The organism is Microbacterium sp. Leaf320, from assembly GCF_001423485.1.
Lineage (GTDB): Bacteria > Actinomycetota > Actinomycetes > Actinomycetales > Microbacteriaceae > Microbacterium.
Genome location: NZ_LMOD01000003.1, coordinates 576,392 through 601,168 on the forward strand (window position 1 = coordinate 576,392; position 24,777 = coordinate 601,168).

The 24,777-nt window shown below is 69.1% G+C and carries 17 protein-coding genes; 8 read left to right on the forward strand and 9 right to left on the reverse strand.

Annotated features, from left to right (window positions below):
* The first annotated feature begins 10 nt into the window (after positions 1-10).
* On the forward strand, positions 11-664 hold the full coding sequence (locus ASF63_RS12760) for a response regulator (protein ID WP_056514430.1): 654 nt from the start codon (positions 11-13) through the stop codon (positions 662-664).
* 149 nt (positions 665-813) lie between these two features.
* On the opposite strand, the gene ASF63_RS12765 is transcribed toward ASF63_RS12760, so the two are convergent.
* The 4 genes from ASF63_RS12765 to ASF63_RS12780 all read right to left on the reverse strand — a co-directional run bounded on the left by ASF63_RS12765 (position 814) and on the right by ASF63_RS12780 (position 10,218).
* Positions 814-2,403: an HNH endonuclease signature motif containing protein gene (locus ASF63_RS12765; RefSeq protein ID WP_162238885.1), complete on the reverse strand. Its 1,590-nt coding sequence runs from the start codon at positions 2,401-2,403 to the stop codon at positions 814-816.
* A gap of 546 nt (positions 2,404-2,949) precedes the next feature.
* Positions 2,950-3,351, reverse strand: a complete 402-nt coding sequence (locus tag ASF63_RS12770) for a GNAT family N-acetyltransferase (RefSeq protein WP_235560786.1) — start codon at positions 3,349-3,351, stop codon at positions 2,950-2,952.
* A 176-nt stretch (positions 3,352-3,527) separates the two neighbouring features.
* Positions 3,528-4,394 (reverse strand): EamA family transporter, encoded by an 867-nt coding sequence (locus ASF63_RS12775; RefSeq protein WP_056514437.1) that lies wholly within the window; start codon positions 4,392-4,394, stop codon positions 3,528-3,530.
* Positions 4,395-4,671: 277 nt separating this feature from the next.
* Positions 4,672-10,218 (reverse strand): DUF11 domain-containing protein, encoded by a 5,547-nt coding sequence (locus tag ASF63_RS12780; RefSeq protein WP_056514439.1) that lies wholly within the window; start codon positions 10,216-10,218, stop codon positions 4,672-4,674.
* A 248-nt stretch (positions 10,219-10,466) separates the two neighbouring features.
* On the opposite strand from ASF63_RS12780, the gene ASF63_RS12785 reads away from it, so the two are divergent.
* From ASF63_RS12785 to ASF63_RS12795, 3 genes are read left to right on the forward strand one after another with little or no spacing between them, the layout of a single operon-like run.
* Positions 10,467-11,750 carry a M18 family aminopeptidase gene (locus ASF63_RS12785; protein ID WP_056514441.1) on the forward strand — a complete coding sequence of 428 codons (1,284 nt, stop codon included), beginning with the start codon at positions 10,467-10,469 and terminating at the stop codon, positions 11,748-11,750.
* A gap of 35 nt (positions 11,751-11,785) precedes the next feature.
* Positions 11,786-13,231 carry a purine-cytosine permease family protein gene (locus ASF63_RS12790; RefSeq protein WP_056514445.1) on the forward strand — a complete coding sequence of 482 codons (1,446 nt, stop codon included), beginning with the start codon at positions 11,786-11,788 and terminating at the stop codon, positions 13,229-13,231.
* Entirely contained in the window at positions 13,228-13,800 is a 573-nt protein-coding gene (locus ASF63_RS12795; protein ID WP_056514448.1) for a cysteine hydrolase family protein, read from the forward strand. Before ASF63_RS12790 ends, ASF63_RS12795 begins: the two co-directional genes overlap by 4 nt.
* Before the next feature lie 10 nt (positions 13,801-13,810).
* Here ASF63_RS12795 and ASF63_RS12800 read toward each other — a convergent pair whose 3' ends face one another.
* Complete coding sequence (locus ASF63_RS12800; protein WP_056514451.1) at positions 13,811-14,518, reverse strand: MBL fold metallo-hydrolase; 708 nt, start codon at positions 14,516-14,518, stop codon at positions 13,811-13,813.
* A gap of 84 nt (positions 14,519-14,602) precedes the next feature.
* Between ASF63_RS12800 and ASF63_RS12805 the strand changes: the two genes are divergently transcribed.
* Positions 14,603-15,130 (forward strand): TetR/AcrR family transcriptional regulator, encoded by a 528-nt coding sequence (locus ASF63_RS12805; RefSeq protein WP_056514454.1) that lies wholly within the window; start codon positions 14,603-14,605, stop codon positions 15,128-15,130.
* A gap of 10 nt (positions 15,131-15,140) precedes the next feature.
* Here the strand turns inward: ASF63_RS12805 and ASF63_RS12810 are convergent, their stop codons facing one another.
* The gene (locus tag ASF63_RS12810) at positions 15,141-16,892 is read right to left on the reverse strand and encodes an ABC transporter ATP-binding protein (RefSeq protein WP_056514457.1); all 1,752 of its coding nucleotides are present in this window, start codon (positions 16,890-16,892) and stop codon (positions 15,141-15,143) included.
* Positions 16,889-18,493: an ABC transporter transmembrane domain-containing protein gene (locus ASF63_RS12815; protein ID WP_056514948.1), complete on the reverse strand. Its 1,605-nt coding sequence runs from the start codon at positions 18,491-18,493 to the stop codon at positions 16,889-16,891. Before ASF63_RS12815 ends, ASF63_RS12810 begins: the two co-directional genes overlap by 4 nt.
* A gap of 252 nt (positions 18,494-18,745) precedes the next feature.
* Here ASF63_RS12815 and ASF63_RS12820 point away from each other — a divergent pair, with 252 nt between their 5' ends.
* Positions 18,746-19,801: an alpha/beta hydrolase gene (locus ASF63_RS12820; protein WP_056514460.1), complete on the forward strand. Its 1,056-nt coding sequence runs from the start codon at positions 18,746-18,748 to the stop codon at positions 19,799-19,801.
* Positions 19,802-19,816: 15 nt separating this feature from the next.
* Here the strand turns inward: ASF63_RS12820 and ASF63_RS12825 are convergent, their stop codons facing one another.
* Both ASF63_RS12825 and ASF63_RS12830 read right to left on the reverse strand, forming a co-directional pair.
* Positions 19,817-21,190, reverse strand: a complete 1,374-nt coding sequence (locus tag ASF63_RS12825; RefSeq protein WP_056514463.1) for a pyridoxal phosphate-dependent decarboxylase family protein — start codon at positions 21,188-21,190, stop codon at positions 19,817-19,819.
* A 9-nt stretch (positions 21,191-21,199) separates the two neighbouring features.
* Positions 21,200-21,895: a TetR/AcrR family transcriptional regulator gene (locus tag ASF63_RS12830; protein ID WP_056514467.1), complete on the reverse strand. Its 696-nt coding sequence runs from the start codon at positions 21,893-21,895 to the stop codon at positions 21,200-21,202.
* Positions 21,896-21,987: 92 nt separating this feature from the next.
* Between ASF63_RS12830 and ASF63_RS12835 the strand changes: the two genes are divergently transcribed.
* Positions 21,988-23,028 (forward strand): agmatine/peptidylarginine deiminase, encoded by a 1,041-nt coding sequence (locus tag ASF63_RS12835; RefSeq protein WP_056514470.1) that lies wholly within the window; start codon positions 21,988-21,990, stop codon positions 23,026-23,028.
* Positions 23,025-24,740: an amidase gene (locus ASF63_RS12840; RefSeq protein ID WP_056514474.1), complete on the forward strand. Its 1,716-nt coding sequence runs from the start codon at positions 23,025-23,027 to the stop codon at positions 24,738-24,740. The genes ASF63_RS12835 and ASF63_RS12840 overlap by 4 nt, the downstream gene beginning before the upstream one ends.
* Positions 24,741-24,777 lie beyond the last annotated feature (37 nt).

Here is a 24,777-nt window from a genome sequence, read left to right on the forward strand (position 1 = left end):
GGCTTCCCACATGCCGGAAATCCGCGTTCTCATCGTCGATGACGACCCACTGGTGCGTTCAGCACTCTCGCACTTCGTATCTCGCGACCCCGAGATCAACGTCGTAGGCGAGGCCGAGACGGGCCTGGAGGGCATCGCGGCCGTCGAGCGCGAGCATCCTGACGTCGTCATGATGGACGTGCAAATGCCGGAGATGGATGGCATCGAGGCGACGGCCGTGATCAGCGAGCGCTGGCCGGAGGTGAAGATCCTGGCCGTGACCACGCTGGATGGCAGTGACACTGTGCTGCCGATGCTCAGCGCGGGCGCCTCGGGGTACCTGTTGAAGGACTCGAGTGCGGCGAGCATCCTCGAGGGTGTGCGAGAGGTGTACAGCGGTGCGAGCTCGCTGTCTCCGCGGATCGCGTCGCTGCTGATCAAGCATGTGCGCGACACAGAGCCGGTGGGCAATGACGGCACGCTGGAGGTGCTCACCGAGCGTGAGCAGGAGGTGCTGCAGCGTCTGGCCCAGGGCATGTCGAACGCCGAGATCGCGCGGACGCTCATCGTCTCGGAGGGCACAGTGAAAGCCCACCTCGGTCGCATCATGTCGAAGTGGCACGTGCGCGACCGCGTGCAGATCCTCGTCACCGCAGCGCACGCCGGCCTGGTCGAGTTCCGCTGAGTCTCTGACCTGGTTTCCGCGGCTGCTGCTCCGGGCACCAAGAAGACGCAACGGCGACCACGGTCGCTGTGCGGTGCACGGCACGCAGAACACTTGGTGTTCGCGGGTTCCAGACGACGCGAGCAAGGTCGAGCCAGTGAGGACGGGCTTCAGCCGACGCGAGCGAGTGTCGGCGATCGGTGGCGCTTTCGCGGGAGGCTGAGTCTCGGTGTGCGCCATCGTTGCTCGGGGTCCCACCATCTCGGCCCCCGCACCTGCGGAACACCGTCATCCATCCGAATCTCCCACCCCGAGCTGCCGAGGGATCGGTGATGCCACCAGCACAACGGCACACCGTTATCCGTATGCGTCGGACCACCCCTCGCGTGCTCGACGACATGGTGGATCTCACACCACGACGCCGGAACATGACACCCGGGAATCAGACACTCTTTGTCGCGGGCGACGATCGCCCGCCGTTGATGCACCGTGAACACCCGGTCGGTGGTCGTGATCCCGATGATCCGCCCCTCATCCATGAGAACCCGCTGGATGGTGCCGGCGCATCCGACGTGCGCGGCGACGGAGACGGGCAGGTGGGCACCGGATCCGGGAATCGTCGCCCAACCACCGTTGCCGCCCGCTTCGCCGGCGAGGTCTTTCGCGTCGACGTTCACGACGAGCACCGGTGCCGCTCCACCGAGGGTGGGCATGTCGTTGTGACGGGCAGCGATCGCGAACAGCATCGCGAGGGCATCGTGGCGTTTCTGCGACGCGGTGCGATCATCGAGCACACACCGCGGGTCGGAGTTGAACGGATCCGCGTCGTCACCGCCTGCGCCAGCATACGCATCCGCATCCGCATCGACGTCGACGTCGACGTCAGCGTCAGCGTCAGCGGCAGCGGCAGCGGCAGAGGCAGAGCCCATATCCGAACTGTCACTGGGCGCGAAGAACACTCCAGGCATCGGCGGGCCATCGCCTTTGGGGTTGAGGATCGCGTCGATGATCAACTGCAACTGCGCCGCGACCTCAGGGGTCAAATATCCGCGGATCGCGTGCACGCCATCCTTGAGTCGCCCGATCGTGATGCCTCGCCGACGCTTCGAGTCCTCATCCTTCGGTTCTTCCCCATCCGGGTCGAACATCGACGCAAGATCCTCGGCAAGAGCTGTCAAGTCCTGAACGGTCGGCGCCGGACCCGGTGCGCCCTCGTCACCACCAAGTTCTGAGTCCGGGTCGGCATCTGGGTCCTCGTCATCGTGGGCCACGAGTCCGTGCCCGCGCGCGCAGCCCGCCAAGGCGACATCCGCCGCTAGGCGTTGATCGACCGTTAGGCGATCCCACACCTTCTCGATCGGCCCGGTCGCCGCCAGAAACCCCGCCACACCGACCACCCCATCCAACAACGCGAGCCGCAACTCCGACCACCGCGCCGGCATCCGCTCCCCCGCCAGACTCACCGGGCGCCGCACCAGATCGACGACCCTGTCGACCCGGGACGCACCGCGCACATCCACCCGCACCGTCCGCTGCAGCAACTCATTCAACCCCCGGCACCCCGCCGAGTGCGGGAAGTCACCCGGATCGCCCGTCGCGACCGTCTCGACGATCACCGCCTCCGCACGACGGAAGACCGCACCCGCACCCTGCAGCACCGTGATCCGTTCCGCGTCCGTCAACCCGGCCAGCGCATCGTCGGACAGCACCCTGTCGAGGTCGGCGATGACCCGATCCAGAAGCTCCGCAGTGCTGTTCATACCCATAAGTCAACCCGGGACCACCGACATTCAGGACCCGAAACCACACCGAATTACCCCAGATCAGAGCCGTATTCCAATCTCCCAGAATGATGCGATGAAGCGGGATCTGGGGAGCGTCGGGACGAAACGAGACCGCGCACACGTCGAGACCCGCGCGGGCGTCACGGCTCCGAGCGATTCGGCAAGACAGTCGATGGGAGCGTCGGGACGAAACGAGACCGCGCACGCGTCGAGACCGGGCAGGCGTCACGGCTCCGAGCGATTCGGCGAGACAGTCGATGGGAGCGTCGGGACGAAACGAGACCACGCACGCGTCGAGACCGGGCAGGCGTCACGGCCCCGAGCGGTCCGGAGAGACTCGGATGGGAACGGGAGTGAGGCCGTCGGCACGATAGGAGGATGACACCGAGCAAGACCCGCGGGCGGGTTCAGTGATCCCGAAGGACAGGTCCGGCAGGGGCGGGACCGGCGGGCAGGACGGGAGAAAGCGAGCAGGCCGGGAGAAAGCGAGCAGGACGGGAGAAAGCGGGCAGGGCCGAAAGCTCAGCCTCGCACCGACTCCGCCTTCAGGAACACGTCGACAGCATCCTCGCTCTCGAGCACGAAGCCGTGCCTCTCATACAACCGACGTGCCGCACTCCCCTGCAGCACGTTGAGGCGGAACGGCCGCTCATCGCCGTCAGAACGCTCCAGCAAGACGTCTGCGAGCACCGCAGAGCCCAGCCCGCGCCCCTGAGACCCCGGCGCGAGGTAGAAGTGCTCGATCCACACGGCGTCGGGTTCGCCCCGGACCGCGATGAGACCGACGTCCTCCCCGTCCATGACGATCACCCGCGTGTTCTCCGGAGCGAACGCATCGAGGAACCGCTGCCGCACGCGCACAGGGTCGTACCGGCCCAGGCGCTCGAGATCGGGGCGCATGACGATCGCCCGCAGCTCCGCCATCCACGGAGCATCCGAAGGACTGCTCGCTCGAAGACTCCACTCGACTGACACAGCATCCATACAATCACCCGATTCGCCTGCCGCACTCCACCTGCGTGCGGCTTCGAGCGATCCATACAATCACCCGATTCGCCTGACGCGTTCCGCCTGCGTCCGGCCCCAGGCGATCCGAGTCCCTACAGCGCGAGCAGCACGATTCCGGCGGCGACGACGGCGGATGCGGCGATCCGCCACCCCGGCCTGCTCTCCTTCAGCGCGAAGACGCCGAACAGGCTGACCAGCACGACACTGACCTCGCGCAGCGGGGCGACGAGGGCGACGGGCGCGATCTGGATGGCGGTGAGGACGAGGATGTACGACAGCGGCGACAGGATGCTGAACGCCACGATGCGTCGCCACTGCGTGCGGCCGAGCGTGCGGACGGCCGCCCACCGCCCGCGGACACCGATCGAGTAGAACGGGATCTCGAGCAGCATCGTGCCGACCATGAACGCGACGGGCGACAGGTTCCAGGTGCGCACGGCGTTGGCATCCCAGATCGTGTAGACCGCGATCGCGACGCCGGTGAGAAGACCGAACAGGAGTCCAGGGTCGATGGTTCGCCGCGAGCGGGACGAGCGTCCACGGTCGACGAGCCCGATCGCGACCACTCCGAGGATGATCGCGCCGACCCCGACGAGCGCGAGGGCGGACGGGCGCTCCCCCAGCAGCAACACGGCGACGATGACCGACAGGAACGGCCCTGTGCCCCTCGCGGTCGCGTAGACGGTGGACAGGTTGCCCTCGCGGTATCCGCGCTGCAGGACCGCCATGTAGATCACATGCAGCACTGCCGACACCCCCACGCCCAACAGGAAGCCGCGCAGGTCATCGGTGCCGAGCCCGCCGGTGAATGGGATGACCCCGATCCACACGACCGTGCCCCCGACGGCGCCCCACCACAGGAACGGCATGCCCGCCTTGCTCACCCCGTGCGCGATGACGTTCCACGCAGCGTGGGTGATCGCGGCGGCGAAGACGAGGGCGAAGGCGAGAGCGGACATGTGAGACCCTTCCGTCCGTCGCGAGGCGCGACGAACAGGGTCCTCCGGGCTTTTGTCCTGTCAGATGACGGCATCCCTGCGGAGGGACACCGTGGCGCCGCTCGGACCAGACGGGACGAACCCCGGAACCCTAGGCGCTATCGGCACTCACGGTACCCGGCGATGGTGACCGGGAGGTGAACAGCGCACGTGAACAGCGCTCGAGGCCGCACGAGGATGCCGGATGAGCAGTGAGGCGCCCGACACGGGATTCGTGCCGGGCGCCTCACTTCGACTCTCAGCTGGTCAGGGCTGCGGTCTCCCGGCGACGCACGCGCGAGATCAGGAGCACGAGCGCACCGATCGCGAGCAGTGCGAGCGCCCAGCCCAGACCGGTGATGACGCCGCCGGTCGTCGCGAGGACGTCGAGATCGACCGTCGTGGTGGCGGCCGCCGTGACGATGATCGTGCCCGCGGCACCGCTCACCGTCGCGACGTTCACGACCTGACCGTTCGCGACATCCGCCGTCGTCAGCGTGTAGCCGATCGGTCCGCAGGCCGCGGTGTCGCCCGGTGCGAGGTCGGGCACGTCGCACGCGAGCATCCCTCCGAGCTTCGGGTCGTCGATCGCGATGTCCGTCAGCGTGCGTGCTCCGGTGTTCGTCACGGTGAAGCGGAACTGCACCGTGTCGCCGGCATCCACCTTGCCGTTGCCGTTCGCGTCGGCGTACTCGCCACCGGTCTTCGCGAGCGCGATCGCCGGCTGCGCCTCGAGAGGCGTGATCACGGTGTCGTCCACGGTCGGCGGCACCGTGCCGGTTCCCGTTCCCGTCGCCGTGGCGGTGTTGACGATCTGCGCCGCGTCGATCTCGGCCTGGGTGAGCACCGCGGCAGGCCCCTCGCACAGCGCCGACTCACCAGGGGCGAGGTCGGTCGCGTCGCAGACGACGTCTCCGCTCAGGCGCGGGTCCGACACCGAGATGCCGGAGAGCGTCGTCGTGCCCGTGTTGGTGACGGTGAACGTGTAGGCGATGGTGTCGCCGGCATCCGTCCGTCCGTTGCCGTTCGCGTCGACGACGGCCGCAGCCGACTTCAGCAGCGTGAGCGCATCGGTGCCGACCACGGTCACATCCGCGTCATCCGTGCCCTCGGCGCTGCCGGCGACCGACTGACCGGTCACCGTCGCGGTGTTGCGCACGATGCCGGCGTCGATGTCAGCCTGCGTGAGCACGTACTCGACGGGTCCGCAGTCGACGTCGTCGGTCGGCACGAGGGCGAGACCGTCGAGCGCGGGGCAGTCCACGGCGCCGCCGAGCAGCGGGTCGTCGAGCACGATGTCGGTCAGTACCGTCGTGCCGGTGTTGCTGATGCGGAACGAGTAGGCGATGGTGTCGCCGGCCCCGATCATCCCGTCGTCGTTCGCGTCGACCGGCTCGCCCGGAGTCTTCGTCAGGGAGATGCCGGGAGTGCCCGCGAACAGCACCTCTGCGGAGGCGTCATCGCTCACGGCACCCAGCGGTCCGGTGCCGGTCGCGGTGGCCGTGTTCGGACGGCTGCCGTTCTCGATGTCCGCCTGCGTGAGCGTGTAGGTGAACGGCCCGCAGTCGCTGGAGGCGCCGACGCCGAGCTCGTCGATCGTGCACAGCACTCCGGCTCCGAGCAGTGGGTCGGTGATCTCCACGTCGCTCAGGGTCGTGTTGCCCGTGTTGCTCGTCGTGAAGGTGTACTGGACCGTGTCACCGGCGCCGATGAACCCGTCGCCGTTCGCGTCCTGCACCAGGCCGACGTTCTTCTGCAGGTCGATGCCGGCGGTCTGATCGATGTCGGCGGAGGCGGATGCCGTGTCCGACACCGTTCCGACCGGGGCATCGGCCGTGACCGATGCGGTGTTGCGCACGATCCCCGCATCGATGTCGTCCTGAGTCAGCGTGTAGTCGACCGGCGCGCACGTCACGGATGCCCCCGGGGCAAGCGAAGCCCCCGCGAGCACCGCGCACACGACCGGTCCGCCCAGCATCGGGTCGGTGATCTGCGCGTTCGTCAGGGTCGTGGTGCCGGTGTTCGTGACGGTGAACGTGTAGGCGATGGTGTCGCCGGACGTCACCTGCGCGCCGCCGTCGACATCGATCACCGTGCTCGGCGACTTCGTCAGAACGATGCTGTTCACTGCGGGAACAGTCACATCGGCCTCCGCGCCGTCGGTCGCCGCACCGAGAGCGGACTGGGCGGTCACGGATGCCTCGTTGTGCACCGTGCCCTCATCGATGTCCTGCTGCGTGAGCGTGTAGACCACCGGCGCGCAGGTCACCGAGGCACCCGGTGCGAGCGGTGCGCCGAATGCCGCACAGGCGACCGCTCCTCCGAGCAGAGGATCGGTGATCGCCGCACTCGTGAGCGTGACGGTGCCGGTGTTGCGCACCGTGAACGTGTAGGCGACGGTGTCGCCGACGTCGGTGCGTCCGTTCCCGTTCGCGTCGACCGGGGCTCCTGCAGTCTTCACGAGCTCGACCTGCGGGGTGCCCGACACGGGGACCTCGACCGTCGAGGTGTTGTCGGACGGATCGGGATCCGGCGTCGTCGACGTCACGGTCGCGGTGTTCGACAGCGTGGCGCTCGCGATCGCCGGGTCGACCGTGCCGCTGACCGTCGCGGTGAAGGCCGCGCCGACGGCGAGCGTGCCGACCGCGCAGTCGAGCTGCGCCCCGGTGATCGCGCAGCCGGCGGTGGGCGTCGTCGGGTTCAGCAGGCCGGCCGGCAGGGAGTCCGAGATCGCGACGGCGGATGCCGGGCTGGGTCCGTTGTTCGTCACGACGATCGTGTACGTGATCGGCCCGTTCACCGGTGCCGGGTTCGCCGAGCTCGTCTTCACGATCGACAGGTCGGCCGACGGCGTCACGACGACCGTCGAGGTGCCGGTGTTGTCGGACGGATCGGGATCGGGCGTCGGCGAGGTCGCCGTCGCGTTGTTGGTCAGCGTGCCGACCACGGTCGCGGTGGCCGTCACGGTCAGAGTCGCCGATTCGCCGGGGAGCAGAGTGCCGACGGTCCACTGGTGGTCGGCGGGCGACCAGGCGCCCGCGCTCGGCGTGGCCGAGGTGACCTCGAGTCCGGCCGGCGCGACCTCGGTCACGACGACGCCCGCTGCGGCGGACGGCCCGTCGTTGCGCACCGTGATCACGAAGCTCGCCACCCCTCCCAGCGGGATGCTCGGAGTCGATGTCGTCTTCACGACGCTGACGTCCGCGCTCGGAGTCAGCGCGACGTCGACGCTGGAGGTGTTGTTCGCCGGAACCGGGTCGGGCGTCGCCGAGGTGGTGGTCGCCGTGTTGCGGATCGTGCCCGAAGCGGTCGCCGCCCACGTGCCGCCGATGTTCACCGTGGCCGTCGCACCGGGCGCGAGATCGCCCACAGCGCAGTTCACCGTGCCGCCCCCGATGGTGCAGCCCGGACTGATCGACTCGAGGGTGAAACCTGCAGGGAGCGTGTCGGTGATCGTCACCGCACGCGCGACGGACGGGCCGTTGTTCGCGACCTCGATCGAGTATGTGAAACCGCTGCCCGGCGTGCCTGTGGGCGGCGCGGTCTTCGCGATGCTGAGGTCGGCGCTCTGCACGATCTCGACCTCTGCCGAGGCGGAGTTGTTCGTGGTGTCGACGTCTTCTGCCGGCGATGCGACAGAGGCGGTGTTGCTGGTGGTGCCCGCCGGGGCGTCGGCCGCGACCACGGTCGACACGACGACGGTGGCGGTGGCCTGATCGGCGAGGTCCGCCCAGGTGCAGCGAACCGTGGTGTCGGTGAACGAGCAGTCGGCCCCGGCCGGGGTAGTGACCCCCGTCACGGTGAAGCCGGAAGGCATGGTGTCGTCGAGCACCGCGTTGACGGCATCCGAGTCACCGTTGTTGGTCACAGTGATCGTGAAGTCGACCGCACCTCCGGCCGCGACCTGCGACACCGACGGTGTCTTCGTCACCGCGAGATCGGCGATGATGTCGGGCTGGAAGCTGGTGGAGTCGACGTTGTTCGTCGGGTCGGAGTCGGGGGTGCTGCTCGTGACGCTCGCCGAGTTCTGCACGACGGCGGCAGCGCCGGCGGCGATCTCGACGACGACGGTTGTCGTCACCTCGGCACCGGGTGCGAGTGTGCCGATGCTGCACTCGACCACGCCGAGATCGACGGCGCACTCGCCCTGGTCGGACAGGACGCTCACGACGGTGGTCTCGGGGTCGATCGGATCGGTGAGGCGCACATCGCGCGCCTCGGACGGACCGTCGTTGCGGGTGATGAGCGTGTAGGTGACGTTCTGACCGGCGACCGGGGCCTCCGGGGAGAACGTCTTGGTCACCGACACATCGCTGATCGCGGTCAGGGTGCCCGACGCGGTCGCGGTGTTGTTGGCGGGGTTGACGTCGAATCGCGACCCCGTCACCGAGGCGGTGTTCGTGAGTGCTGCTCCCGGCTCGAACGAGGGCGAGACCGTACCGGTCACGGTGATCGTCGCGCTGGCCCCGACCGCGAGGTCGGGGAGGGCACAGGTGATCGTGCCGCCGACGGTGCAGGATCCGCCGCTCGGCGTGGCCTGAACAGCCGTGAAGCCGGCAGGCACTGCATCCGTCACTGTGACTCCCGTGCCGGTCTGGGGTCCGTTGTTCGTGACCCCGATCGTGAAGGTCGCAGGCTGGCCCGCGACCAGCGGACTCGTGGCGAGCGTCTTGGTGATCGCGAGATCGGCCGCCTGGTTCACCGGCGTCAGTGCCTCCTGCGTCGTCGACGTGCGGTCGATGTTCGTGACCGGCTCGCGGAAGGCGACCCGCGCCTCGTTGACGATCGTGGTGCCGGCGGCCTCCGTCCTGACCTTGGCGTCGAACGTGTACGACGTGACCGCGTCGACGCCGACCGAGCCGCCCACCGTGGCATTTCCACCGTCGCCGAGGCGCACCCGCAGCGTGCGGGTGCCGCCCGTGTACTCGCCCCGGTCATCGCCCGTGGCGTCGGTGAGGGCGCCGGCTCCCGCGCCGCTCACGATGCGGATGGAGCCGGGCACGAAGTCGATCCCCGCAGGGAGGACGTCGGTCGAGACCGACTGGAGGGCCGGGTTTCCGCCGTCGTTGCGAGTGGTGACGGTGTAGCGCAGCGTGTCGCCGATCTCGGCCGAGGTACCGCCGCGGGTGAGGTTCGCGACCGACTTGGTCGAGATGAGGCAGGGTCCGGTGCCGAAGGAGATGTCGTCGAGCAGGTTGCCGACGGAGGCGTTGCCGGTCGCGCTGCTGACCGCCTGGAATCCGAAGCGCGTCGTGGTCTGCCCGGCGGGCACGGTGTACGAGCCCGTGTGGGTTCCCCAGGCCGCGGTGCCGTCGGTGAGCGAGCCGCTGACGTTGGCGAGGGTGCTCCCCGGAACGCCGATCACGACACGCATCGTGTCGTTGCCCTCGCGGCCGCGGTGCTTGAGCGACCAGTACAGGGTCTGCCCCGGCGTCGTGGCGACATCCTGGTAGAGCGTGCTCGCCTGGGTGGCGTTGAGCTCGGCGAACTGCGATCCCTGACCCGCCGGGTAGTTGCGGGGGTTGCCCGGGGAACGCCACAGTTCGATCTGGTTGTCCGTGGCGGTCGTCAACCAGCCGGGCACGAGCGCCTCGTCGGCGATGATGATCCCCGACGCGAACACGGGCTGCTCGAAGCTGCCGTTGTCGAGCGACAGCGAACCCGCGCACTGCGTGGGGTTCTGAGCTGCCGACGCCGACGTCGGCGCCACGGTGTCTGTGACCACCGTGAGTCCGACCGCGATCAGAAGTGCTGCCGTCGCACCGGCGATGGCGCGACGAATGGACGAGTGAGCGTGTGCAGACACAGCTGTCCCCTGTTTTCTCCCCCGAGGTCTCCCCGCATCGTTCGGAACGACACACCTCGCGCCTCGACCCTAGCGGTGGGGGTCGCTTGGATTCAGTCCCGTATCGAACGCCGATATCGGATCGATACCGGTATACCGGTCATATCGGAGTGGTCGGGTCGGCTCCGGCGACCGACCGACCGGCCGGCCGCGATCGACCACCGACCGAGCCGATTACGATCGAAGGACCCCCTTCAGGAAGGTCGCCCATGCCCGTCACCCCGGACGCTCTCGCCCACGCCGAGGACCTCGCCGACTTCGTCGCCGCCTCGCCCTCGAGCTATCACGCCGCCGCAGAGGTGGCCAGGCGACTGGAGGGTGCCGGATTCGCGCGCCTCGACGAGCAGGATGCGTGGGATGTGACGCCCGGCGGCCGATACGTCGTCGTGCGCGACGGCGCTGCCATCGCCTGGACGGTCCCCGCGGATGCGACCGCCATCACGCCGACGAACGTGCTGGGCGCCCACACCGACTCCCCCGGCTTCAAGCTCAAGCCGCAGCCGACAACAGGGTCGAAGGGCTGGCTGCAGGCTGCCGTAGAGGTCTATGGCGGCCCGCTGCTGACCTCCTGGCTCGACCGCGAGCTGCGCCTCGCCGGCCGCCTGGCCCTCGCCGACGGGCGCGTGGTGCTCGCCGACACAGGAGCGCTGCTGCGCCTCCCCCAGCTCGCGATCCACCTCGACCGCGACGCGAACACGAGCCTGGCGCTCGACAAGCAGTTCCAGACGCAGCCCGTCTGGGGCCTCGGCGACCCGACCCAGGAGGACATCCTGGCGGAGCTCGCAGGCTCGGCCGGAGTCTCGGCATCCGACATCCGCGGCTACGACGTCGTGATCGCCGACACCGCTCGCGGCGCGGTGTTCGGCAAGGATCGCGCGTTCTTCGCCTCAGGTCGCCTCGACGACCTCGCCTCGGTGCACGCCGGCGTGGTCGCACTCGAGTCGATCGACACCGCGGCGTCCGGCCCCATCGCCATCCTCGCCGCCTTCGACCACGAGGAGCTCGGCTCCAACTCGCGTTCCGGCGCGGCAGGCCCCTTCCTCGAGGACATCCTCGGACGTGTGTACGACGCGCTCGGCGCCGACGCCTCCGAGCGCCGTCGTGCCTTCTCTTCGTCGTGGTGCCTGTCGAGCGACGTGGGCCACTCGGTGCACCCCAACTACGTCCACAAGCACGACCCCGTGGTGCAGCCCGTGCTCGGCTCAGGGCCGATCCTCAAGCTCAACGCCAACCAGCGCTACGCGACGGATGCCCTCGGCTCCGCCGCCTGGCGCGGCTGGTGCGACACCGCCGACGTGATCACGCAGGAGTTCGTCTCGAACAACAACGTGCGATGCGGGTCGACGATCGGCCCGATCACGGCGACGCGCCTCGGCATCCGCACGGTCGACGTCGGCATCCCGATCCTGTCGATGCACTCGGCGCGCGAACTCGCCGGTGTCTCGGACCTGCACGACCTCACTCGGGTCGCGGGAGCATTCTTCGCCGGCTGAGCCCCGCGGGGCATCCGCAGTGCCAGGATGATGGAATGACGGACATCAAGCCTGCTCTCATCGAGCGCGCGGGCATCGAGATCATCCCAGAATCCGACCGCACGGCGAAGCCGAGCGACCTGTTCTGGCCGTGGTTCGCAGCCAACGTTTCGGTGTTCGGCATGTCGTACGGATCCTTCGTGCTCGGCTTCGGGATCTCGTTCTGGCAGGCGACTCTCGTGTCGGTCATCGGCATCGTCGTGTCGTTCCTGCTGTGCGGACTGATCGCGATCGCGGGCAAACGAGGTTCGGCGCCGACCATGGTGCTCTCGCGCGCCGCCTTCGGCGTGCAGGGACAGAAGGTGCCCGGGATCGTCTCGTGGCTGACGTCCATCGGCTGGGAGACGTTCCTCGCGATCATGGCCGTGCTCGCCACGGCCACCGTCATCACCCAGCTCGGCGGCGACGGCGACAGCATCGCGCTGAAGATCACCGCGACCGTCATCGTCGCGGCCCTCATCGTCGCAGCCTCCGTGCTGGGATATCACACGATCATGAAGCTGCAGTCGGTGCTCACCTGGGTCACCGGCGCCGTGACGATCCTCTACATCGTCCTCGCCGCCCCGAGCATCGACATCGCCGCTGTCATGGCCCGACCAGACGGCGGCATCGGACAGGTCATCGGCGCGCTCGTCATGGTGATGACCGGATTCGGCCTCGGCTGGATCAACATCGCCGCCGACTGGTCGCGCTATCAGAAGCGCACGGCATCCGACGGGGCGATCGTCGCCTGGAACACGATCGGCGGCTCGATCGCGCCCGTGATCCTCGTGGTCTTCGGTCTGCTGCTCGCCGGTTCCGACGACGAGCTCAGCGCGGCTATCGCCTCCGATCCGATCGGCGCGCTCGCGACGATCCTGCCCATCTGGGTCCTCGTGCCGTTCCTGCTGACCGCCGTGCTCGCGCTCGTCTCCGGCGCCGTGCTCGGCATCTACTCGTCGGGCCTCACTCTGCTGAGCCTCGGCATCCGGATCCCCCGCCCGTCCGCCGCGGCGATCGACGGCGTGATCCTGACCATCGGCACGATCTACGTCGTGTTCTTCGCCACCGACTTCCTCGGCCCGTTCCAGAGCTTCCTCATCACGCTGGGCGTGCCGCTCGCCTCCTGGGCCGGCATCCTGATCGCCGACATCCTCCGGCGCAAGAAGGACTACGACGACGAGGCCCTGTTCGACAGCCGCGGCAGATACGGCGCCTGGGACTGGATCTCGATCGGCACCATGGTGGTCGCCAGTGTGATCGGCTGGGGCTTCGTGCTCAACGGCTTCGCCGACGCCGCCCCCTGGAACAACTGGCAGGGCTACCTGCTCGGCCTCGTCGGCGGTGTCGACGGCGACTGGGCGTACGCCAACCTCGGGGTCTTCTTCGCGCTGGTGCTGTCGTTCGTCGTGACGTGGTTCGCCCGCGCCGGAAGGATCCGTCGCCAGGAGCAGACCGCGTGACCCTCGGCGCCACCGCCTCGAACGAGGATTCCTGGCTGGTCGTGATCGACCCGCAGGCGATCTTCGCGTCACCCGACTCGGCGTGGGGATCGCCGTTCTTCGCCGACGTGATCCCGCGCATCCGCGAGCTTGCAGAGTCGTTCCGCGATCGGGTGATCGTGACGCGCTGGATGCCGACCGCAGACCGCTCGACATCCTGGGGTGCGTACTTCGAGGCGTGGCCGTTCGCAGACCAGCCCGCGGACGATCCTCTGTTCGATCTCGTTCCCGCCGCGGTCGGTCTGTCACCGCATCCGACGCTCGATCTGCCGACGTTCGGCAAGTGGGGCAGCGACATCGAGGCGATCGTGGGTCGTGGCGCCCACGTCGTGCTCACGGGCGTCTCGACGGACTGCTGCGTCATCTCGACGGCGCTGGCCGCAGCGGATGCCGGAGCCCACGTCACTCTCGTCGCCGACGCGTGTGCGGGGTCGACGGCCGAGAACCACGCGGCGGCGATGCAGGTGATGGGGCTGTATCCGCCCCAGATCAGGGTCAGCGACACCGCAGCGGTGCTCGCGGCGCGCTGACGGATGCGTCCTAGACCGCGCGCACAGCCGCGGCGATGTCGGCGGGCGACCCTTTCCACGGCGCTCCGTGCCCCGGCAGCACCCAGGACGCCGAGACATCTGCCAGCCTGTCGAGGGAGGCCAGCGCCCGTTCGGGCTCATCCGTGAACGGCGCAGGTTGAGCACCGACTCGCCCCGTCAGCACGTGTCGGGTGGTCAGGGCATCGCCGACGAAGACCGCATCCGCACCGGGCACGTGCACGGCGATGCTGCCGGGCGAATGCCCCGGCATCCCGATGACCACCGGGGATCCGGGCAGGTCGAGGACCTGCCCGTCCTCGACCTCCACGACCTCCGAGACGTGCCGTGTGCGCAGCGCGTTCTTGCGCACCCCGTACGCGAGGAAGCCCAGCATCGGACCGATCCTGGCCGGCCCCATCGGAGTCTTCGGCTTCTCCCCCGTGCGCACCCGGTGCGCGTCGGCCGAGTGGATGAAGACCGGCACTCCTGTTTCGCTGCGCAGCCGCTCGGCGAACCCGATGTGGTCGCTGTCACCGTGAGTGAGGACGAGCCCTCGGATGTCGGACAGCGGGCGGCCGAGCTCTGCCAGCGTCCGCCGCAGGTCGTTCCAGTGCCCTGGCAGACCGGCGTCGACGAGCGTGATCCCCTCGGGCAGGTCGATCAGGTACGACGCGACGATGTCGTTGCCGAGTCGATACAGGTGCGGGGCGAGCTTCATGACCGTTCCTTCCAGAGGATGATTGACGATGGCTACCTTACGTAGCTATCATGGCTACTGTCAATAGCCATTAAGGAGCTCAGGATGCCGACACCCGAACGAACCTCCCTGGTTGCGATCGTCGCCGCCGGCCGCGACATCCTCGAATCCGCCGGACCCGCGGGCCTCACGATGCAGGCGGTCGCAGAACGCGTGGGCGTGCGGGCACCGTCGCTCTACAAGCGGATCCGAGATCGTGACGCGCTGATGTCCGCGGTCGCGGAGGCATCTGCCGACGAGCTCACGAGTCGCCTCGAGAGCGCCGGCGACGAACTCGCCGCACTCGCCGCCGTGTACCGCGGCTTCGCTCAGGAGCATCCTGAGTCGTTCCGTCTGCTCTTCACCGCCGCAGCTCCCGAAGAGTCGCTGCATCGCACCTCCGCTCCGGTTCTGCGCGCGTGCGCCCACCTCGTCGGCACCGAGCACGCACTGGACGCTGCCCGACTGTTCACCGCCTGGGCGACGGGATTCCTGCAGATGGAGCTCGCCGGCGCCTTCCGTCTGGGCGGAGACGTGAACGAGGCGTTCGACTACGCGCTGGGCCGCATCATCGTCGGGCTGACCGCCGCCTGATCGCCGCCCGTCACCAGGCGGTCCAGGCCTCCCACAGCTCGGCGTAGGGGCCGGGGGTCGTGACGAGATCGTCGTGGGTGCCGGACTGCACGACCCGCCCGTCGCTCATCACGAGGATCCTGTCGGCGGTCATGGCCTGACTCAGTCGGTGCGCGATCACGATGCCGGTGCGGTCGCCGATCGCACCCGACGACGCCTCGTCGAGCACCTCCGAGTCCGCTGAGCCTGCCTCGGCCGTCGCCTCGTCGAGGATCACGACGGAGGCCGCAGACAGCGCCACCCGCACGAGGGCGAGGTGCTGGGACTGCCCCGGCGTGAGCGGATGCCCCGCCTCGCCGATCTCGGTGTCGAGTCCGTCGGGCAGCCGCAGGATCCACCCCGCACCGAGCTGCGTGATCACGGCCTTCATCCGCTCGTCGTCGGCATCGCTGAACAGCGCGAGGTCGTCTCGGACGGTGCCGGCGAAGACGTGCGGCTCCTGGCTGAGCATCACGACGGCATCGCGCAGGTCATGCGGATGCCAGTGCTCGATGCCGACCCCATCGTGGCGCACGACTCCCTCGCCCACCGGGAGTGCGCCTGCGAGCACGCGGGCGAGCGTCGTCTTGCCTGCGCCGCTCGCCCCCACGATCGCGATCCTCTCGCCCGGCGCGGCCGACATCGACACCGCGTCGAGGTCGCGCTGGTCGGGGCGGTGGGCGAAGCCGAGCCGGTCGACCTCGATCGCACCCCGGCGCGCCACCGCGGCCTCGGACTGCAGATCGCCCTCCTCACGAGGCTCCGGCGACGGCATGCCGATGACGCCGAAGAGGCGCGCGAGGCTGGCTCCGGCATCCTGCAGCTCGTCGACGCGGAACAGCACCGCCCCCATCGGTCCGAACAGCCCGAGGAAGTACAGAGATGCGGCGGTTGCCGCACCCAGCTCGACCTGCCCGCCGGTCACCAGCAGATAGCCGACCACGAGCACCGCCGAGAGTCCCACGAACTCGGCGCCGTTGAGGAACACGTTGAAGTCGTTGCGCACCCTGGTGGCTCGCACCTCGAGCGCGATCGCCTCGTCACTCGCCTCCGCGATGCGCTCGAGATGCCGCTCCTCGGCGCGAAGAGCGCGGACCGTATCGACTCCCCGCACGGCCTCGATCGTGCGCTGACCGCGCTCGGCCACGACGACACGGTGCTCGCGGTAGACCGGCGCCGAACGCCGCAGGAACCAGCGGAGCGCGAACACCTGGATGGGAGCTGCGACCAGGGCGGCGAGCGCGAACCGCCAGTCCATGAGCCCCATCCCGAGCAGGCTCAACAGGATGCTGAAGAGCGCTGAGAGGAACGCAGGGAGCGCCTCTTCGACGACCTGCCCGACCGCACGAACGTCACCCGAGAGCCGAGCGACCAGGTCACCGGTGCCCGCGGCCTCGATTCGCGCCGTCGGCTGCGCGAGCGCGGTGCGGAAGGCCGCCTCGCGGACCTCGCGGATCGTGCCCTGGCCGAGTCGGGCGAGCAGCACGCGGCCCGCCCAGGTCAATCCGGCCCCGGCCGCTATCGACGCGGTCAGCGCCAGTCCGAACGGCAGCATCGATGCGCCTCCGGCGACGATGTCGTCGACCATGAGGCCGATGATCCACGGTGCCACGAGCGCGGCGCCGACTCCCGCGCACAGAGTCAGGACCGCGAACACGGCGAGCGCGCGCCGACGGCCGAGTGCGGCGAGCAGACCGCGGGCCGTGTCGCGACGCGTCGCGATGGGCAGCTTCTCGTCTCTCATGCGCCGACTCCTCTCAAGTCGTGCACGCGGTGACAGCTCGACAGCAGCGAGGCCCGGTCGGTGAGCAGCACGATCGTGCGCCCCTCGGCCGCGAGCCCCGCGGCCACCTGCGCCTCGGTGATGGGGTCGATCGCGGTGGTCGGCTCGTGCAGCACGATCAGCCGCTGCGGCTGATGCAGAGCTCGGGCGAGCAGAAGACGCTGACGTTGACCGCCCGAGAGTCGCAGCCCGCGCTCCCCCACCTTCTCGTCGAGTCCGTCGGGAAGGCGATGCAGAACCTCGTCGAAGGCTGCGGCTTCCAGGCGCGCGTGATCGATCCGCGCCGAGATGTTCTCGGCCGCCGTTCCCGTGAACACGGCCGCGTCGTGCGGCGGGGCGAAGACCTCGACGCGCAGCCCGTCGTGACCGAGGTGGGTCGCATCGATGTCGCCGATCACGAGCTCGCCCGCCGCGGGCGTGCGGAGCCCACCGAAGAGACGGGCGAGATCCACGATCCGATCGGGATCTGCACGGATGCCGGTCACCTTGCCCTGAGCGATGTCGATCGTCGTTCCCTCGACAGCCAAGCGGGCCACGACGACCGAATCGCCGCGGGCTGTCGTGGTCTCTCTCATCGACTCGGATGCCGGCGTCGCGACGGCATCCGTCACCGCGCCCGCCTCCGCCGAGAACTCCGCGATGCGGGTCGCCGATCCGTGCTTCGAGGCGATCTGCGCGGGCAGGTATCCGAGTGCTTGCAGGGGGCCGCGGATGGTCTGGGCCAGACCCATCGCGGTGACGAATCCGCCGATCGTGATGACGCCGTCGAGCGCCAGCCAGCCACCGAGCACAGCGATGCCGGTGAAGGCGAGACCGCTGATGAGCAGGTTCAGCGCAGTGAGACCCGCCGCGGCCTTCTCAGCGCGATACGCGGCCTCGGCGGCGACCGCGCTCTCTGCGACGTAGCGATCGGCCGCCCGCGACGCGCCACCGAGCGCGCCGAGAACGCGCAGGCCGGTGGCGAAGTCGGTGCTGACCGCATCCAGTCGTGCGGCCTGCTTCTGTGCCTCGTACCCTCGGCGTCGCAGCCCGCCGCTCACCAGCTGCACGAGCAGGGCCTGAACGAGCGTGCCGATCACGACGGCGACCGCGAGCGGCCAGGCGATCACGAGCAGGGTGATGCAGGCGACGAGCACGGCGGTTGCGGCGGCGGCCTGCTCGGCGATGACCCAGAAGAAGCCGGCCGTCTCACTCGCATCCGAGGAGGAGATCGTGAGCACCTCGCCGGCGGGCCGACGGGTGCGACGGCGGAGCGCGAGGCCGAGGATTCCCTGACGCAGGACATGCTCACCCTGCGCATAGACCTTGGTGCCCGCGCGGTCGCCGACCTGCCACGAGACGATGAGCACAGCGAACACCGCGACGAGGAGCGCCAGCGCCCACCCGAGAGCCACCGGATCTCCCGGCGCGATCGCGCGATCGATGACGACACCGACCGCCACGGGGACCATGACCTCGGCGAGCTGGTGCCCGCAGAAGCCGGCGATCGAGACGGTGGCGCGTGCGCGACGACCTCGCCCCCAGACGCCCTCGCGGAAGACCTTTCCGACGGTCGTGGTCACCGGAGCCTCGCCGCTCTCCGGCGATCGGTGCTTGTGCGGGGCGCGCGGAACCGCGGGTGCGCGGAGACGGAGCGCGCAGGGGCGAGGGGGGACATCGGGGACTCCAGAGACGTTCACGGGGTCACGCGTGCTTGCGGTGAGCACCCTGATTCAACATAAGCGCATGCGATGTCGCGCAGCGGACGAGCTGTGCCGGGCCTACGCCGAATCTCACCGGAATACTGCCAAGATGAGGCGCGGAGAGGGGTTTCCATGACCACCAGTGCGCCCGAAGTCGAGTCCGTCCACTCGAAGAAGGCCCGTCGGCCGTGGCACCGGACGAAGGTCGCTCTCGCGCTGATCGTCGCCGTCACCGCAGTGATCGCGATCATCGGGTCACTCACCCCGTGGCCCTCCGCGATGCTGATCCGTGCCGTGTTCACGAAGGGCGGCGACGAGACCGCCGCCGAGATGGACAAGCACGTCCCTGACACGAAGCTCACCGAGCAGCTCGATGTCGCCTACGCCGACGGCGGCGCCGACACCACGATGGACGTCTTCACACCGGCATCCGCCTCGGGCCCGCTGCCGACGGTCGTCTGGATCCACGGCGGCGCCTGGATCTCGGGGTCGAAGGAGAACGTCGACCCGTACATGCGCATCCTCGCCGCCGAGGGGTACACGACCATCGCAGTCAACTACACGATCGGCCCGGAGGGCGTCTATCCACTCGCGGTGCACCAGCTCAACGACGCGCTCGCCTACATCGACGAGCATGCCGAGGAGTTGAACGTCGACCCGAGCCAGATCGTTCTCGCCGGAGACTCGGCCGGTGGCCAGCTCGCCAGCCAGATGGCGACACTGATGACGAGCCCCGACTACGCCGAGATCCTCGGCATCACCCCCGCGCTGACGAAGGACCAGGTGGTGGCGACCGTGCTCAACTGCGGCGTCTACGATCTCGCCGCCCTCGCCGCTCTCGACGGTGTGGTCGGCTGGGGACTCAAGACGTCGATGTGGGCGTACGCGGGAACCAAGACCTGGGCGGAGGACTCGACGGGCTCCACGATGTCGACGATCGACTGGGTCACCGAGGACTTCCCGACGACCTACATCTCGGGCGGCAACGGCGACGGACTCACCTGGCTGCAGTCGATTCCCATGGCGAAGCGCCTCGACGACCTCGGGGTGGACGTGACGACGCTGTTCTGGCCCGCCCCGCACACGCCCGCGCTGCCGCACGAGTACCAGTTCCATCTGGACATGCCAGACGCGCAGACAGCCCTGCAGAAGACGATCGACTTCCTGAACGCGCACACCACGCGCTGAGCGCGGCTTGACGGCCTACTTCATCGTGTCGAGGATGCCGACGAGGTCGTCGAAGGTCGTCAGCGGGTTGAGTATCGCGAATCGCGTGTTCGGGCGGCCGCGGTGCGAGCTCGGAACGACGAACGCCCGCTGCGAGTCGAGCAGCTCGTCTGACCACCGGTCGTAGTCCTCGCGCTCCCACCCCTCGCGTTCGAAGACCACCACCGAGAGCTGCGGGTCGCGTACGAGTCGCAGCTCGGGGCGGGCAGAGATCTCGGCCGCGATCGTCTTCGTGAGGGTGAGGGTCGCACTCACAGCCTCGCGATAGGCGGTCACGCCGTAGGTCGCGAGGGAGAACCAGAGCGGCAGCCCGCGGGGGCGACGCGTCAGCTGGATCGAGTAGTCCGACGGGCTGAAGTCGCCTGCGTCGGTGAGGGTGTCGAGGTACTCGGCGTGCTGCGTGTGCGCACGACGGCCCGCATCGGGGTCGCGGTAGATCAGCGCGCAGCAGTCGAACGGCGCGAAGAGCCACTTGTGCGGATCGACGATGACCGAGTCGGCGCGCTCCACTCCCGCGAAGATGCCGCGAGCCTCGGGAGCGAGCATCGCGGTGAGCCCGTACGCGCCGTCGATGTGCAGCCAGAAGTCGAACTCGTCCTTGAGCGCGGCGATGCCGGCGATGTCGTCGACGATTCCGAAGTTCGTGGATCCGCCGGTCGCCACGACGGCGCAGATCTCATCGCCGTGCTCGCTCAGCGCCTCGCGTACCGCATCGGCCCGCAGCACGCCGTCGTCGCCCGCGGGCACGAGCAGCACATCGGCATCCATGACCTTCGCCGCCGACTTGTTCGAGGAGTGCGCCTCGACGCTGCACACGATCTTCCACCGGCGAGGCAGTTCTTTGCCTGCCTCGACGAGCTTCGCCTTCGCCGCCTCGCGAGCGGCGACCAGCGCCGACAGGTTGCCGATCGTGCCGCCCTGCACGAACACTCCCCCTGCCGTGTCGGGGAGGCCGAACTCGGAGGCGAGGAACGAGAGCACCTCGTTCTCGGCATGGACGGCGCCGGCTCCTTCGAGCCAGCTTCCGCCGTAGAGCCCGGACGCCGAGACCACGAGGTCGAACGCGATCGATGCGATCGTCGGCGCGGTGGGGATGAACGACAGATACGACGGGTGGCTCGTCGTCAGACACGCAGGGGCGAGGATGTGCTCGAACACGCTCAGGGCGCGCTGCGAGCCGAGCCCTGCATCCGTGATCGTCGTGCCCACCAGCCTGTTGAGCTCGGCCGGAGTCTGCGGCTTGTCGAGCGGCACGTCTGCCGCGAGCATCCGTCGTCGCGAGTAGTCGAGCACGGCGTCGACGATCGCCGTCGATTCGGCCGAGGCCGCATGCATGCGTTCTGCTCCCATGAGCTGTCCCTAACTGTGGTTCTCTGCGAGTGGTGTCGCTGCGAGTGGTGTCGTCTCGAGCGAACGGGGGGTGGCCGGCGCCTCGACCGGCACGTCGAGCACCGCCGAGAGAGTGCGGCGGGCGAGGTCGGCCCGATCACGTGGCGCCCAGTGCACCAGCGAGTGCGCGCTCATGCCGTCGACCATGGCCAGCAGCATCCATGCGGAGGATGCGGGGTCGACCCGCAGCGGGTCTTCTCTGAGCACCGGGTCCTCGGCGATGGCACGGGCGATGAGGTCTTCGAGGGCGCTGTGCCAGAGGTCCATCTCAGCCCGCACTCGCGCACCGAGAGCCTCGTTGCGCGCTCCGAGCGCCCACGACTGCACCCAGACCATGGCGACGTCGTCGCGTGAGTCGTCGAGCAGCGTCTCTATGAGTCGCAGCAGGTTCGTGCGCAGGTCGACGGCGTGGTCGTATGCGGCGATGACCTCATCACGCTCGGACGACACGATCGCGGTGAACACCTCGGCGACGAACGACTCCATCACGGGCCGGTAGTGCGCGACGAGGGCGGGCGTCACGCCCACTCGCGCGGCGACGGCACGCACCGTCAAGGCCTCGAGTCCGCTCTCGGAGGCCAGCGCAACGGCGCCGTCGAGGATCGAGCGCTCACGCTCCTCGGGCGGCAGCCGGCGAGGTGCGGCAGCTCTTGACGTCGTCTTCATCACGGGCTACCGTATCACCCGTTGGACACCTGTTCAATAGCGATCACGACTCCTCCTCAACGAGGTCGAGATCAGCAGCGAGGGAGACAATCATGGCCTGGCACATGCCCGCCGAGACCGCACCGCACGACCGCACCTGGATGGCGTTCCCCGCCGAGGGGCCGACCCTGGGTGAGACCGCCTCCGAGCGCGAAGAGGGCTATGCCACCTGGACGGCCGTCGCCCACGCGGTCGCCGAGTTCGAGCCGGTCACGATGATCGTCGACCCCGCCGAGCTCTCCCGCGCGCGGCGGATGCTGGGCAGCGGCATCGACATCGTCGAGGCGCCCGTCGATGAATTCTGGATGCGCGACTCCGGCCCCACCTTCGTGATCGACGACCACCGCCCCGGCGTTCTCGGCGCCGTCGACTGGATCTTCAACGGCTGGGGTGCCCCCGCCTGGGCACAGTGGCAGAAGGCGGCGCAGCATGCGCGCATCATCGCCGGTGCGGTCGGCGCAGAGCTCGTGAGCTCGACGCTCGTCAACGAGGGCGGCGGCATCCATGTCGACGGCGAGGGCACCGTGCTGCTCACCGACACCGTGCAGCTCGATCCACGGCGCAATCCGTTCGCCGACAGGCAGCGCGTCGAGGCCGAGATGGCCCGCACGATCGGCGCGACGAAGGCGGTCTGGCTGCCCCGAGGACTCACGCGCGACTACGACGACTTCGGAACGAACGGGCACGTCGACATCGTGGCCACCCTCGTCTCGCCCGGCCGACTTCTGCTGCACGATCAACAGAACCCCGACCATCCCGACCACGCCGTGTCGCGCGAGCTGCGCGCACACCTCGGGCAGCAGACGGATGCCGCCGGCCGCCGTTTCGAGATCATCGACCTGCCGGCCCCGGCGGCCCTGCGTGACGACGAGGGCTTCGTCGACTGGAGCTACGTCAACCACCTGGTCACGAACGACGGCGTCGTCGCCTGCGGCTTCGGCGATGAGCAGGCCGACGCCACGGCGAGAGCGATCCTCGCCGATGCGTATCCGGGTCGCCGCGTCGTCACGGTCGACGCCCGCCCGCTGTTCGACCGCGGCGGCGGCATCCACTGCATCACCCAGCAGCAGCCGAGCGTGGCGGTGCACTCGTGATCGACGTCGTCGAGGCCTCCATCGCCGACCTGCGGCGAGCGCTCGAGACGGGTGCGGCCACCGCCGTCGAACTCGTCGACGCGTACCTCGCCCGCATCGCCGCCTACGACGGCCCCGACACCGAGACGGCGTTGAACGCCGTCGTCGTCGCAAACCCCGATGCGCGCGCCGAGGCCGAGGCATCGGATGACCGCCGTGCACGCGGCGTGGCACTCGGCCCGCTCGACGGCATCCCGTACACGGCGAAGGACAGCTACCTGGTGCGCGGGCTCACGGCTGCCGCCGGCAGCCCCGCGTTCGCCGACCTCATCGCGCAGCGCGACGCGTTCACGATCGAGCGCCTGCGTGCGGGCGGCGCGATCTGCCTCGGGCTGACGAACATGCCCCCGATGGCCAACGGCGGCATGCAGCGCGGTGTCTACGGCCGCGCCGAGAGCCCCTATAACCCCGGCTTCCTCACCGCGCCCTTCGCGTCCGGATCGTCGAACGGCTCGGGCACCGCCACTGCGGCGAGCTTCGCGGCATTCGGCCTCGGCGAAGAGACGTGGTCGAGCGGTCGTGGCCCTGCGACCAACAACGCCCTCTGCGCCTACACGCCCTCGCGCGGCGTGATCTCGACCCGCGGCAACTGGCCGCTCGTGCCGACCATGGACGTCGTCGTGCCGCACGCGCGCACCATGGCGGATCTGCTCGAAGTGCTCGACGTGATCGTCGCCGATGATGCCGAGGTGCGCGGCGACTTCTGGCGCGCGCAGCCGTGGGTGACGCTGCCGTCCTCCTCCGAGGTGCGGCCGGCGTCGTACGCGGCCCTGGCCGATGGTGCGGGGTCAGGGCTCCGCGGCGCTCGCATCGGCATCCCCCGCATGTACATCAACGCCGATTCGGATGCCGGCACGGCTGACGATCCCGGAATCGGCGGCCCCACCGGGCAGCGCATCGAGACCCGCGCCTCGGTGATCGCTCGCTGGGAAGCTGCGCGCCGCGACCTCGAGGCCGCGGGTGCGACGGTCGTCGAGGTCGACTTCCCCGTGGTCTCGAACTACGAGGGTGACCGACCCGGTGCACCCACCATCGCGACGCGCGGACTCGTGTCTCCCGAGTACCTGAAGCGCGAGATCGTCGACCTGTCGGCGTGGGGCTGGGAGGACTTCCTGCAGGCGAACGGCGACCCGCATCTGCACACGCTCGCAGAGGTCGACGGAGCGTCGATCTTCCCGCATCCGGAAAGAGCACTCCCCGACCGCTACACCGGCTTCGACGACGACATCGCCGAGTATCCGGGCTGGGTGCGCGACAACCCGGGCATCGGATTCGAGGACATGCCCGAGCTCCCCGACGGACTGCGCGGGCTCGAAGAGACCCGTCGCATCGACCTCGAGGAATGGATGGACGACCTCGAGCTCGACGCCGTCGTCTTCCCGGCCGTCGCCGACGTGGGGCCCGCCGACATGGACGTGAACGCCGCATCGGCAGACCTCGGCTGGCGCAACGGCACCTGGATCGCCAACGGCAACCTGACCGTGCGCCACCTCGGCATCCCGACTGTCACGGTGCCGATGGGCCTCATGGCAGACATCGGCATGCCGATCGGCCTGACCTTCGCCGGCCGCGCCTACGACGACTCCGCACTGCTGCGTCTCGCCGCGGCATTCGAGGCGACGGGAGGGACCGGAGAGCGTCGCACTGCTCCCCCGCGCACACCGAGGCTGTGATGCAACGAGCTTTCGCAGAACATTTCACTATTGTGAC